Origin of the sequence: Streptomyces sp. NPDC006208, from assembly GCF_040613775.1 — a bacterium.
Lineage (GTDB): Bacteria > Actinomycetota > Actinomycetes > Streptomycetales > Streptomycetaceae > Streptomyces.
Map to the genome: position 1 here is coordinate 55,093 of NZ_JBEXSW010000038.1, position 12,561 is coordinate 67,653.

9 protein-coding genes and 4 pseudogenes are annotated in these 12,561 nt (G+C 70.5%); 5 read left to right on the forward strand and 8 right to left on the reverse strand.

Annotated features, from left to right (window positions below; genetic code table 11):
- Positions 1 to 19: 19 nt before the first annotated feature.
- Together ABZ208_RS27785 and lanKC are read right to left on the reverse strand one after the other, a co-directional pair.
- Positions 20 to 151 carry a SapB/AmfS family lanthipeptide gene (locus tag ABZ208_RS27785; protein WP_356912185.1) on the reverse strand — a complete coding sequence of 44 codons (132 nt, stop codon included), beginning with the start codon at positions 149 to 151 and terminating at the stop codon, positions 20 to 22.
- A gap of 57 nt (positions 152 to 208) precedes the next feature.
- Positions 209 to 2,806, reverse strand: coding sequence for a class III lanthionine synthetase LanKC (gene lanKC, locus ABZ208_RS27790; protein ID WP_356912186.1), 2,598 nt, complete (start codon positions 2,804 to 2,806; stop codon positions 209 to 211).
- A gap of 440 nt (positions 2,807 to 3,246) precedes the next feature.
- Between lanKC and ABZ208_RS27795 the strand changes: the two genes are divergently transcribed.
- Positions 3,247 to 4,182, forward strand: coding sequence for a recombinase family protein (locus tag ABZ208_RS27795; protein WP_356912187.1), 936 nt, complete (start codon positions 3,247 to 3,249; stop codon positions 4,180 to 4,182).
- A 43-nt stretch (positions 4,183 to 4,225) separates the two neighbouring features.
- Here ABZ208_RS27795 and ABZ208_RS27800 read toward each other — a convergent pair.
- Positions 4,226 to 5,171: pseudogene (locus ABZ208_RS27800) on the reverse strand (winged helix DNA-binding domain-containing protein).
- A gap of 256 nt (positions 5,172 to 5,427) precedes the next feature.
- Positions 5,428 to 5,850 (reverse strand): VOC family protein, encoded by a 423-nt coding sequence (locus ABZ208_RS27805; RefSeq protein WP_356912188.1) that lies wholly within the window; start codon positions 5,848 to 5,850, stop codon positions 5,428 to 5,430.
- A 164-nt stretch (positions 5,851 to 6,014) separates the two neighbouring features.
- Here ABZ208_RS27805 and ABZ208_RS27810 point away from each other — a divergent pair.
- The 3 genes and pseudogenes from ABZ208_RS27810 to ABZ208_RS27820 form a co-directional block, all read left to right on the forward strand.
- A pseudogene (locus ABZ208_RS27810) lies at positions 6,015 to 6,272 on the forward strand (HTH domain-containing protein); the annotation flags it as partial.
- Positions 6,273 to 6,339: 67 nt separating this feature from the next.
- Complete coding sequence (locus ABZ208_RS27815) at positions 6,340 to 6,627, forward strand: hypothetical protein (protein WP_356912189.1); 288 nt, start codon at positions 6,340 to 6,342, stop codon at positions 6,625 to 6,627.
- 1,347 nt (positions 6,628 to 7,974) lie between these two features.
- Complete coding sequence (locus ABZ208_RS27820; protein WP_356912190.1) at positions 7,975 to 8,820, forward strand: alpha/beta fold hydrolase; 846 nt, start codon at positions 7,975 to 7,977, stop codon at positions 8,818 to 8,820.
- A 23-nt stretch (positions 8,821 to 8,843) separates the two neighbouring features.
- On the opposite strand, the gene ABZ208_RS27825 is transcribed toward ABZ208_RS27820, so the two are convergent.
- Positions 8,844 to 9,206, reverse strand: coding sequence for a hypothetical protein (locus ABZ208_RS27825; protein WP_356912191.1), 363 nt, complete (start codon positions 9,204 to 9,206; stop codon positions 8,844 to 8,846).
- A 481-nt stretch (positions 9,207 to 9,687) separates the two neighbouring features.
- Here ABZ208_RS27825 and ABZ208_RS27830 point away from each other — a divergent pair, with 481 nt between their 5' ends.
- Positions 9,688 to 9,891: a hypothetical protein gene (locus ABZ208_RS27830; RefSeq protein WP_356912192.1), complete on the forward strand. Its 204-nt coding sequence runs from the start codon at positions 9,688 to 9,690 to the stop codon at positions 9,889 to 9,891.
- A 383-nt stretch (positions 9,892 to 10,274) separates the two neighbouring features.
- On the opposite strand, the gene ABZ208_RS27835 is transcribed toward ABZ208_RS27830, so the two are convergent.
- The 3 genes and pseudogenes from ABZ208_RS27835 to ABZ208_RS27845 all read right to left on the reverse strand — a co-directional run.
- Positions 10,275 to 11,282, reverse strand: a complete 1,008-nt coding sequence (locus ABZ208_RS27835; protein ID WP_356912193.1) for a hypothetical protein — start codon at positions 11,280 to 11,282, stop codon at positions 10,275 to 10,277.
- 331 nt (positions 11,283 to 11,613) lie between these two features.
- Positions 11,614 to 11,943 (reverse strand): annotated as a pseudogene (locus ABZ208_RS27840) (C40 family peptidase); the annotation flags it as partial.
- Positions 11,944 to 12,051: 108 nt separating this feature from the next.
- Positions 12,052 to 12,360, reverse strand: a pseudogene (locus ABZ208_RS27845) (LysM domain-containing protein); the annotation flags it as partial.
- Positions 12,361 to 12,561 lie beyond the last annotated feature (201 nt).

Sequence of the window (12,561 nt, forward strand, 5' to 3'; positions counted from 1 at the left end):
GTGCCGCACGACGACCGGGTCAGTTACAGGTGGTGACGCTCAGGCTGCTGTCGCCGCAGAGCAGCAAGCTCGCGCGGCTGCCGCCGGTGGCGATCTCGTCCGTGAGCGCGTCCTTCGGGGTCTCCATGCTCTGCAGGTCGAGAAGCGACATGTTGTTTTCCTTTCTCGGGGACGAATGTGCCTTGCCATGACCTCCGGTGACCGAAGGTCAGCTCTGGGGGCCGCAAGAGCGGCCGGGAGATACGCGCGGCAGGAACGGCAGCTGCACCGGGGCGTCGTCCAGTGCGGCGCCGAGGGCAAGCAGGCAGCCCGCCGTGCCGGTGGCGAGATCCATGGAGAGCCGCATCATCTGCTCGCCGGGGAAGGCGAGATGGCCCTCGTAGGGCAGGGCGTGCCAGGACAGCACACCGATCTGCCGTGCCAGGTGGGCCGGCAAGGTGCCGGGGCCGGTCGCCGCCGTCCGGCTCAGGAACATCACCATGCCGGCGGCACCCCGGAAGAGACCGGGCTGCGCATAGAACTTCGCCTGCGCGGCCCGTACGACCTCCTGCCGCGCCCGGGCGAAGCGCTCGTCGTCGCCGTGGACGAGCCAGTCGTCGAGCACCATGCCGATACCGGCGCTGCCCGCACCGAGATAGGGCATGGTGCGCCAGCCCTCGTCGACCTGGAGCGCTCCGCCGGCGCCGCGTACGCAGCGGTCCAGATCGCGGTGGAGCGCATCGGCCGCCAGGCCGAGGAGGGCCGGGTCGCCGGTCCTCTCGAACAGGCGCAGGTGCAGCAGGGCTGCGCCGGAGGCGCCGTACAGCAGCCCGGCCCTGCCGGCGGGGCGGCCGCGGTCCGCCGCCGCTGCGCGGGCGACGAGGCGGCTGCAGTCCAGGGCGGCCTCCCGCAGCGAGCTCTCGCCGGTGGACTCGGCCAGCGCGTCGAGGGCGAGGCCGATACCCGCCAGGCCGCCGTGCAGGTCCGACCCCATGTCGGTCCAGTCCTCGGCGAGGACGACCTCCAGCAGGTCCATGGCCGCCGCCCGATGCCCGAGGTGTTCGAGCGTCCAGGCGATGCCGGCGAGCCCGTCGTAGAAGCCCAGAGGGCTGCCGGAAGCCGGCCGGCGCACACTTCGCAGCAGCCACTCCTCGGCCTCGGGCCAGCTGCCGCAGCCGGTCTCGGCCAGCGCGTACAGGACTCCGGCCGCCCCGTGCGCGAAGCAGGCGCCGCCCACGGGGGTGGCGAACTGGGCGATGTCGCCGGGCAGACAGCGGTCGTCCCGGCCGAAACGGGCCGAGGCCCGGATGGCGTCCGCCATCGAGTCGCGGCTGTGCGGCCAGTCGCCCGGTTCGAGGGGCAGGTAGTCCGCCCGGTGCACCCGGGCCGGCTCCGCGGACGGGTGGCCGCGGGTGATTTCCGCGACCGCCTCGTCGAGGAAGGCGCGGTCCACCGGGAAGTTCTCCGCCACGATGTCCGCCAGATGGGCCGCTTTCGCGCGGTCCACAGCAAACAGGCTGGTCAGCGGAAGGAACAGGGCCAGACGCAGGCAGGCGAGAGCATACCGGTCGACGTCGGCGCCCCTGCGGTCGGCGGGGGCCACGAAGCCGGGGTTGGCGATGACCTGGCGCCGGCCCTCCCCGATCGGCGCCGCTGCTTCGAAATCCAGCAGCACCACGGACGACTCGTCCTCGGTGACCATGATGTTGAACAGATGTAAATCGTTGAAAACCACTCCTCGCGCGTGGACCTGCGCCACCGCGTCCTCCACGAGCCGGTGGATGCGCAACGCCCACTGCGTGTAGGCGGCAAGCGCCTGGTCGCCGGGGTCCTCCTCGATCAGCGGATGGCGCCTGGCGAAGAAGCTGTTGAGTGGCCGGCCCTCGATGTACTCCAGGACGAGGAAACGGTGGTCCCCCAGCGCAAACCAGTCCAGCACCTCCGGGGTGCTGGAGAGCCCGGCCAGCTGTTCCAGCGCGTCCCTCTCCCGCTCCAGCCGAGTCACGGCGTCCGCCCCGTCGGCGGCGAGGCCGGCGTGCGGCCGGCCCTCCTTGAGCACGACACGCCCGCCCGTCCGGTCGTCCCGGCCCACGTAGACGCCGCCGCCATTGGAGAAGTGGAGGGCACGCTCGATGGTGTAGGGGATGCCGTCCGTGGTGGTGCCCGCTCGTGCCTCCGCATGCGGGCGGAGGAAATCGGGCAGTGTGACCCAGGCCGGGACGTGGAAGGCGGGCCCCCGCACGTCCGGGACGAGCCGGCCCGAGGCGTCTTCGACGGCGGGCCGCAACTCCCCCTGTTCGTCGCGACAGTGCCGCTCGGTGAAACTGCCGTATCGCACGTGGACGGGCCCGGCTCCCCAGCGCAGATCACTCAGGATGTACGGTCCGGGTTCTCCGGCCAGGAGCATATCGAGGTCCTCGGCAACGGCCTTGCACTGCGCGTCGTCGGCGGGGTAGACGGTGATGAACTTGCCGCTTCCTGCCCGGTCCGCGTACTTCGCGTTGCGGGTGTGCAGCAGATACCGGCTCGGTACGAACTTGAAAGCAATGCCCCGGGGGACGCAGTAGTCCCAGACCTGGTCGAGCACCTTCTCCGCGTTGTCGAGGCAGGCCGATATGTGGATCTTCCAGCCCTGCGCCGGGAGGCGGCCCTCGAGCGGACGGTACGCGAGCCAGTCCCCCTTGCGGTTCCGCTGCCAGCCCGCCGGCGCCTCGCGCCGTCCCGCCTCGTACGGCTTGCCCGGTCCGTCGCCGTCCTCTGCGAGTCGGTGGGGGGCGTCGTAGAACTTCCGGTCGGCGTCGCAGAAGACGGCGTAGCCCTTGTTCATCTCGTCCCCCCTGTGGCCAGCTTGACGCCCCAGAGGCTGCCACCGGGCACGAGGGGGCGACAGTCACAGCTGTCATCAAGCGGTCGTGAAGAACTCACGAGTAGTCGGCCGCCCGCGCTTGCGCCTGCCGGTTCGGCTGGGGTCGCGCACGTTCGCGGACGGCTGTCGCGGGTTTCTGAAGAGGGAGCGTTGACACTGTTCCGCCTCCTCGGCCGCCCTCGGCCGAGGAGGACCCCGGCAGCCCCGGGCCGAGGCCGGCCAAGAGCGTTTCCGCCGATATCTTGCTCGGCCACGGCCGACCCGCGGAAGCTACGCTCCCGCACCAACTTGCTGTGCGCCCCGCGCTCGACGTCAGCGCGCGACCTGCCCACACCAGAGCGATCCTGGAGGCATGGCCCGCCGCCGACACTGCTACATCTGCGGCACCGTGCTCCCGAAGGATGCGACACGGCGACGGCTGTACTGCGGCCCGGCCTGCCGAGCCCAGGCCTCGCTTTGTCCTCGTCCCCGCGCTGCGCGAGGAACTGGAGATCCTCGTTCCCGCCGACCGGCACCCGGGCCGTGCGTGGAAGCAGGGCCCGGCGCTCACGGTGGTGCCCGCGCCCCGCACCGAGCGCCCGGTCCGGATCGGGTACGCACGGACGTCGACCGCCCGTCAGGAACTGGCGAGCCAGCTCGAAGCCCTCCACCGGGCGGAGTGCCACAAGGTCTTCAAGGAGCAGATCAGCACCCGGGTGAAGGTGCGCCCCGAGCTGGAGAAGGCGCTCGCGCTGGCCCACCAGTTCAAAGAGGCCGCGCCCGAGACGTCCGTCATCCTCACGGTGCACGAACTCAAGCGCCTCGCGCGCAACGCGGCCGAGCTGATGACGCTGTCCGCCGAGCTTCAGTCCCGTGGCATCCAGCTCGAATTCCTCACCGGGCCGCTCACCGGGATCTACGACCCCAACGGCATGGGCGCCATGTTCTTCGCCGTGCTCGCGGTCGCCGGGCAGATCGAGCGCAACTACATCCGGGAGAAGACCCTCGAAGGCCAGGTCATCGCCGCGTCCAAGGGGAACCACGGCGGACGGCCGAAGGTCATCGACGACGACATGCTGACCTTCGCCGTCGCCCTGAAGGACAAGGGCGTCCCCGTCCCCGAGATCGCGAAGAAGCTCACCATCAAGGTCGGGAAGAACGCGGGCAAGTCGCCCTCGGTCGCCTCGCTCTACCGGGCGCTCGCTGAAGCCGAGGTGGCTGCGGCGGACGACGACCTGCCGCTGCGGCCCAAGCCCGTCCGCATCCGCCGACCAGAAGACCCGCTCACCCCCGAGGAGACCGACCTCGGCGAACGCCTCCAGGCCCAGCCCCACCCGAACGCGGAGATCCGCAGCTAGACCCCGTGATCAATCTCAGCGTTAACCGCTGTACGGCCGATACTCACGACCGGATGTGCACGCGGTCGCTGTTCGCGTCGTGGAAGACGGCAAGGGCTTGGGCTTCGGCGTGGACTGCTTCTCGCTCCGATGCGGAGAGGGGACGCAGCGGGTTGATGCCGAGCTGTTCGCCGCTCTTGGTCCAGGTTGCGGCGACGCGTCCGTCGACGAGGATGGCGCGCTGGCCGGCGACGGACAGGCCGAGGTGGGCGTCGTCGATGATGCGGCTGCGGTCCTGGTAGCCGAGGATCGCGTTGTCGAATGCCGGTAGGAACCGGACGGGTGCGGGGGTGTCCGGGTGTGGGCGTGGCGCGTCGGGCAGGTCGAGCAGTTCGCGGCCGCGTTCATCGCGGAAGGTGACGAGTTCTTCGCGGATGGCTTTGACTGCGGCGGGCAGTCCGGCGAGACCGCACCAGGAGCGGATGTCCGCGCTGGTGGCGGGCCCGTAGGCGGCGAGGTAGCGCCGCACGAGTTGCTGCCCGACCGGGTCGCTCTCGTCGCAAGGGAGCGAGGCGATGTCCTGCCCGAGCCAGGTGGCCAGGGGCAGGTTGCGGACGCCGGACGTGGTGCGCCACAGGCCGCGGGGCGGGAGTTGGGCCATGGGAAATGAGGGCCGCAACGAGCAGTTCGCCCAGGACGCGGCGCGGGGGCGCAGGCCAGCGCTCTTCGAGCGCCTGGACGAGTTCGGCCATGGTGCGAGGCCGCCGGTCGGCCATCACCGCCCTGCCCGCAGCAGCGGCCTCGTCCAGGTCGACACCTGCCAGTTCGCGTCGGTAGGTGGCCGTCACCCGCTGGCGCAGCATAGAGTCGTGGCGCGCCCGCCAGGCCAGCGCGTCGTCGGCGGTGACGAGGTGAACGGTGCGGCGCATCAAGTGTGTGCGCACGACCTCGCGTCCGGTCAGCGCCTCGTCCAGTTCCTGCGGCGTGAAGGCGGGCAGCCGGGACCACAGGCCCGTGAAGGGTTCCTGAGGTTGTTGCGCCTGCATCCCGCACAGGTGTGTAACGGCGTCGCGGACAGGTGTGTCCCTGCGGTCGAGCAGGTACTGGCGGGCGAGGGTGGCCCGGTTGAGGGCGCGCGTGTCGAGTACGGTCATGCTCTTCTCACGGTGTTGCCTGCGGACGGTGACCCGTTTTCTTGCGCTTCTGTCCCCCCGGTCCGCCGCGAGAACGCGGCGGACCCTCCGAGTTGTGTGGCGAGCCCGGCGGTCAGCCGTTGTAGGGAGCGCTGACGTCCAGGACCCAGGTCACACCGAAGCGGTCGGTGAGCATGCCGTACAGCGGCGCCCACTGTGCGGCTTCCAGGGACCGCACCACCGTCGAGCCGTGCGACAGCTTCTGCCACAGGGCGCTGATCTCGGCGGCGTCGTCGCCGCGCACGGACACGAAGAACGGGTTGTCGCCCTGGTTCCAGGCCAGTTGGGAGGGCACGTCGTAGGCCATGATGTGGAAGCCGTTGTCCGCGACGACCTCGCCCCACATCACCCAGTCCGCCTCGCTCTCGTTCTGTACGTTGCCGGCGTCCTTGTAGGTGACGGCGACGGTGCGCCCGCCGAACACCGACTGGTAGAAGTCCAGCGCCTCACACGCGGCGCCCCGGAAGTTCAGGTGGGTGGTGGTCGTGACAGCCATGGGCTGCTCCTTGCCTTCAGTCCGTTCGAGTGCGCGCCGCCACGGGGAGATCCGGGCACGGCGCAGCCACCTGACCTGGAGCGATGCTCCCTCGGTGGCTTTGATCCCACCATCACAGAGGTAGCGGACAGGGTGTGTCCTGTATTTCCGGCACCATGGCCGGTGTGCAGAAAACGTCTTCGCGGCTGCTCGCGCTGCTCTCGCTGCTCCAGACGCGCCGTGACTGGTCCGGCGACGACCTTGCCGAGCGCCTCGACATCACCCCGCGCACAGTGCGCCGCGACATCGACCGGCTGCGGGAGCTCGGCTACCCGATCCTGACCTTCAAAGGACCCGCAGGCGGCTACCGGCTGGATGCGGGCTCTCATCTGCCTCCACTGCTGTTCGACGACGACCAGGCCGTCGCCCTGGCCCTCGCCCTGCCTGTCGATCCGTAACGCCGGCAACATCCACCGCAACTACACCGGCCCCCGGCGCATCACCGGCACCGTGGCGGGCAAGAAAATCGCCTTCCCCAACTTCACCGTGCTGGGCAACTCGAGGCGCACCATCGCCGCCCGATGGGCCGACCCCCCGTTCTTCTGCGTCTGCCGGGCCAAGTTCACCTTCCCGGCGCCCAACGGCGAGCCCCTCACGCGCACCGCCCGCATCGTCATCATCCCTCTGCCCCAGATCATCGGGCTGCTCGCAGTCTCACTCCGCCTGTTCCTCCTCACCCGCAGGGGCGTCCGCTACCAAAAGGCTCTCCTCCATGCGGCCCGCGGCAACCGGCAATGACCCGCCAGGCTGCACGCGAAGCGTGCCGGTAGCTCGGGGCGGTCTCCTCCTAGGCCGCCGACCAGGGCTTCACTCATACGTGGGACCCTTGTCCGGGGGCGCGGTGGGTACGCGCAGCTGGTGGCTGCTTCCATGGAATCGGTGCCACCTTCAGCGCGGCAGGTCATCGATCAGATCGCATCGGCCGTGCGTGACGGAGACGATGCCGCTCTGCCGGAGTTACTCGAACGCTTTGCATACATGGCAGATTCCAGAGCCCTTTTCGCTTTGCGCCACAGGCTCCATGAAGACCTGCAGCAGACACCCGAAGCGCGGTGAACAAGCGGTCCGTCGCTTGTTTCCACGGTCTTAGGCCCGCACCGGCACCGACGACCACCCTGCCGACACGGACGCCGTGTGCCGTATTGCGCTGGAGGAGTTCGGCATCCTCTTGGACACCGCCACGGCCGCGGCGGCGCTGGGCTGACGACGACAGCCCTGACCGGTCCCCACCAGCACGAAGCCCTGGTCCCGAGGGGAGACCAGGGAGAAGAAGTACCGGTGGCGCTGTCTCATCTCATCGAGGAAAGACAGCGCCACCACAGCCGCCTCCCGCGGCGACGCCATGCGACCAGAGCGCCGGTCCGCATGGTGATCAAGAGTGTGGCGGATTCTCGGCCGCGCACGTAAGAGGCCAAGACTGCGGCGACCGGCAGGAGGATGAGAGCCAGTCGCCGGGGGGATGGCGGAGCCACCGCCTTGCCGCGCCGCCCCGCTCCACGACGAGCAACGAACGAGCGAGCCGACCGGTTACGTACGCGGCTCGGGTGATTCGGTCGCCGGTTCAGAGGCGCACGTCTGTGAGGCTGTGTGGCTGCTCACGCATCTCCAGAGGGGACATCACCCGAACGGCCCACGCGCTGCCGAACTGAACGCGCGACGTTCCCCCATTCAGCCCACACTGAGCATGAACCTGCTCCCGCCTCGCCCGTCCCGTGATCACTCGTCGTCGGGAGGCAGCATGGTCGTGATAGCGCTGCTCGCGCCGGTAATGCTCCTACTCATGACGTTCGCGCTAGACGCCTTGGAAGACCTCCTGTTCCCCCCGCCCCCCGAGCTCGCCCCGGACGAGACCCCCCGGGGACCCCTCGCTGGCCCGCCTGGTCACAGTCCGTGAGACAGCGGAACTTGTGGTGGGTGTCAGGCGAGGTCAGCGAAACGGCTCGAAGGCGTGTGCAACAACCGATCGGTTGGTGGACGCCCTCTTCGCTTCGGATAACGCGCGGCTATCCGAAGCGATCCGCCTGGTGGGGTGAAGCCGCTCAGGCGGCTCTCAGATCAAGGTCCCGGGAGACGTACGGTATGAGAGTGAAGCTGCGTCGAGCCGACGGCGGGGTGATCGCGGTCGAGGTGGTGGGGGAGCCGGACGCGCCTGCGGTGCTGTTCTGCCACGGGTTGGCCGACTCCCGGCTGGCCGCGTACGGCTTCGCGGGCGCGGCTCACGCGCTCGGACTGCGCCTCATCGCCCCGGATCGCCCCGGCATCGGCGGCACCGAGGCCCGTCGCCTGCCGCGGGTCGTGGACTGGGCCGCGGAAGCCACCGTGGTCCTGGACGCGTTGGGCGTCGGCTCGGTGGCGTTGCTCGGCGTCTCGGGCGGCGGAGCGTTCGCGGCCGCATGCGCGTCCGAGCTGCCTGACCGCGTCCGCAGCCTGGTGCTCATCGCGCCCCTTGGTCCGCCTGCCTGGCCCACCCGCGGGATGGCAGCCGGGCAGCGCGCGTCCTTGCAGATCGCCCGGCGCGCTCCGGCCTTCGGTGGCTGGTTCCTGGGCCGCCTGGCCACGCTGGCGCGCCGGGCACCAGGGCTGTTCATACGCCTGGCGACCAGCGAGATGCCCGCCGGCGACCGGCGTGCCCTCGCCCAGCCGGACGCGCGCGCGGCCTTCCTCACCAACTACCTGCGAGCGTTCCAGCGCGGCAGCTGGGGAGTCGGGCAGGATCTGCGCGTGCTGACCCGGCCCTGGGGTTTCGACCTCGAGTCGATCACGGTGCCCACGTCGATCCACCAGGGGGACGCCGACACCACCGTCCCGCTCCGGCACGCCCGCCGCTTCGCCGCGGCGATACCCGGTGCACGCCTTCACATCCATCCCGGCCAAGGCCACTTCTCGATCCTCACCGCACCCGAGCAGACACTGGCGACACTCGCCGCATAACCGGTCGAGGTTGCCGCCGCAGATCACGGCGACGCCGCGTCCGGTACCCGGAAGCGGTTGAAACGGCGCATGCCAACTTCGCTGCCCTCCAGGGCACGGTCGTGGAGCACCACGGCGTGGCTCTTCCGTACCAGGGGAGCCAGGAGCCGGGCCGTCCGTGCTTCCCCGGCAGCGCCCAACACCCAGCTGTTGTGAGCCCGCCGGTATAACCGACCCGCCCCCAGCCCCGCCACGACCAACCCCGCCACCAGGCCCAGTTGCCCGTTCATCAGCACGCCCACCGCCAAGCCGACCACCACGGCTGCCGCCGCCAAGAGCGGCAGCACCACCCGGGCCAGCCGATGCTGTGCCGCCCGTTCCGCAGTCCGCGCAGCCTCATCACCCATCCGGGCCGCGCTCGCACCCGCCCCGGCGCCCAGCCCTCGTCATTCCCGCCCCCCGCGTGGTCACTGCCTGCACCTGGACGGTAGCGCCCGGCAGTGACACGGCACAGGCGAAAGAACGGCCACCGTCACATGGCACGCGTGGCCACCGCCACCGCCGACTGCGGCCCGTCCGGGGACCTGAAAAGCGCAGCGGCAGGAGGGGAGGGATGGCCCGGGTGCGGTGTGCCGCCGACTCCGCCGCAGTGGGGCCGGCGCCGTACTCCCGCCGTCGCCCATGACGGGTGCGTGAGGAGACCGCACCGCCGGCCGTGGCCGAGGGGGAGCAGCTGCTGCCGCGCGGTGCTGGCGGACCGTGGGGGCGCTCCGCTCAGCGCGGCGCCGTCGAGCCGACCCGTCCGGCTGACCGCCGATTCGTGGCCCGGGTACCGGCCGCCCGATGAGCCTGGTCCGGAACTGCGAACGGGGACTGGGAAGATGAGGCGTGAGCACCACCCGCCGCCCCTTGGGCACTGGTCCCCGTCCCATCGCCGAGGCGGAGCTGTCGCCAATTGGCGACAGCCGCGAGCGCGGCCGTACCGCTGCGGAGCGGGCAGCCGACAAGCCGCCCGCCCGTGCACCCGAGCACCAGGCGGAGACGTGGCCGCCGGACCGCCGCCAACTGGGCACCGGGCCCACCCTCTTTTAGTTTCCGGCCCTCATTTGAGGGCAGAACTATGGAACTTCCGCAGGTCAGACGCGGTAACAGACGCTCGCATGAGCAGCAGACGGCGAGGGCTCTTCCGGCCTGCCCGCCCTCGAGATCCCGCGCGCCGGGTGGGAGCCGGAGCTGCTGCGCGTCCTGGACCGTGCGGCGCACTTCACCCCCTGTAGACCTGTTAGCCCCAACACCCCCAACCGGATCGGGCCGCAGCTCCGCACGCCGACTCCGGCGACTGGCCTGGAGGCGGCGACGCAGGCCTGACGTCCGACTGTCAGGAGACCCTGACAGTCGGACGCTTGGTGTATGTCGACGGCGGGCCCGCTCTCGGGGCTGGCTTTGCCGCTCGATGCGGTCTGCCGTGAGCGGTGTCAGCTGGAGAGAACCTGGATGTCGTCGATGGCCATGTGTGCTGGTCCTCCCACTCCCCAGAAACCGGCGAAGGCGGTGACAGCGGTGTGGTCGCCGGAATTGAAGCGGACGCTGATTTGCCCGTAACAGAGGGGGGTGGTCGGCGGGCACGAGGCGGGTGCGGGGCCGAAATGGCGCTCGATGGGCGACCGGACGCCGGGCAGGCGGACTCCGAAGAACGCCGTGTTGACGTTGCTCGAGGTGCTGAAGAACCCGGTGATCATGTAGTCGGTGTGGGGGCGTACTGGGATGGGCTGGGACAGTCCGTTCCACACGCGGGTGCCGGGCGAGCTGAGGATCGCGGACTTGCTGCCGGAGTGGGCCCCGCTGCGGTCGGTGGAGATGACCTTGGCGTCGGGGCCTTCCACGTTCCAGGGCTGGGAGACGGCGGAGGTCCGCTGTCCCTCGAATCCGCCGTCCTGCAAGGGATTGCGGTAGAGCTGGATGTCGACGTTCCAGTGGCCGAAGTTGTCCCAGTCCCAGTCGTCGTTGATTCGTAGGTCCAGAGTCCCGGAGATGCCGATCTCGCGGCAGCCGGTACGGCTGAGGACCTCGAAGGGCCGGGCGCCGGTCAAGCCGGCCACCAGGCTGTACTTGTTCAGGCCGGGCGCGGGATAGCCGGCGTTGGCGGGCTGCCGGGGATCGGCGCCGGCGGGTGTGACCCAGTTGGAGCCGTCGGCGTGCTGCCACCAGAAGCCGGTGGTGGATACCTCCTCATGCATGCGTGGGACGATGCGGACGACGTCGCCGGGGCGCAGGCCCCGGGCGTTCGTGGGGAAGGTGGTGCCCCGCCCGCCGGACAGGTGCAGGGTGGCGGACTCGTCCGGCATGAATCCGTTGTTGCAGCGCATCTGCGGGGTGGTGGGGACCCGGATGGGTCCGGCCTGGGCCGGCGCGCTCTGCAGGAGGGTGGCCAGGATCGCCAGGAACAGGGCGACGGCCAGGCCGCGGGTCGTGCGGCGGCTCATCACGGCCGGTGTGTTTCGACGAGAGTGTTGCCGGCCGGATCCGGTTGGAGCGGGAAGGGTGGCGGCGCGGAGGCGCTGCCAGAGCTTGTTCATGCTGTTCTCCTTGTGGGTGATGTGGTCCGCCGGCACCGGTCGGTGCGGTGTTTTTGCGACTGCCGGCGCGGCGGGGATGTGCGGGAATCGAGGCTTGTTGTGTGGCCGGAATCTGGCGTGCAGGTCAGCCCAGCTCGGTGGACAGGTGACCGGAAAATTCGTGCTGCGTCCGCGCAGGCGCATCGCACCGGTTCACACAGAGGCTGAGGCGTTGCCGACTGGCTGTGCGGCGCGTTCCTCAGCGGCGAACGGGGCGGACATAAGCGGTGACGTTTCCGGTGGCCGGCAGGGGCGCGTAGCGCACCACGGGGCGGGTGGCCTCGAGAATCCGGCCGCCGCCGGCGTAGAGCTGGACGTGGCCGAGCCGGTTGGTGAAGACCAGGTCCCCCGGGCGCAGGTCGGCGCGACGGACGCGGGTGCCGGCGTGGACCTGGGCGTAGGTGGTACGGGGCAGCGTCACACCGGCGGAGCGCCAGGCGGCCTGGACGAGGCCGGAGCAGTCGTAGCCGCCTCGTCCGGTGCCGCCCCACAGGTAGGGGATGCCGAGCCGATTCCGGGCGAATGCCACGACAGCTCGGCCCGGGCCCGCGGCGCGGGTGGAAGCCCCGCGGGTGTTCCCGGGGGTGATGTCCGCATGCCCGGGGCGACGTGCTGTGTTCTTGGCCGGGAGGCGGAGTCGGTGTCCGGCGTAAATGAGGGTGGAGCGGCCGAGGCGGTTGGCCTTCTGCAGGGCGGGGACGCTGGTTCCGTGGCGCCGGGCCAGTGACCAGAGAGTGTCGCCGCGCTGCAGCACGACCGACCCAGGGGCCGGGCGAGGGGCGTGTGGCTGCGACTGGTGGGCCGCGCTCGTGATGGCCGGATGAGGGGCGGACAGATGGTGCACCACGGACGTGCCGAGGAGGGCGGCCAGCAGGCTGAGGACCAAAACTGCAGCGAGTTTCGCCGTTGCGGCGGTGGCTGTGGCGGCGCGGGTTCGGGTGCGCATCGGGACTTCTCCTCGTGGAAGTGAAGGGTGAGGGTCTGGACCGGCGGGGGCGGGGATGGGGCGTTCGGCTGCGGTGCTCTGCGGCCGATTGCCGTGGCCGGTGGCCGGTTTTGGGCATGACGGGGCCGTGCCGCGGCGTGGTGCGCCGCGGGAGGTGAAGAGGTGTGGGAGCCGTCAGGGGGCAGGCCCGGGGATGGGCCG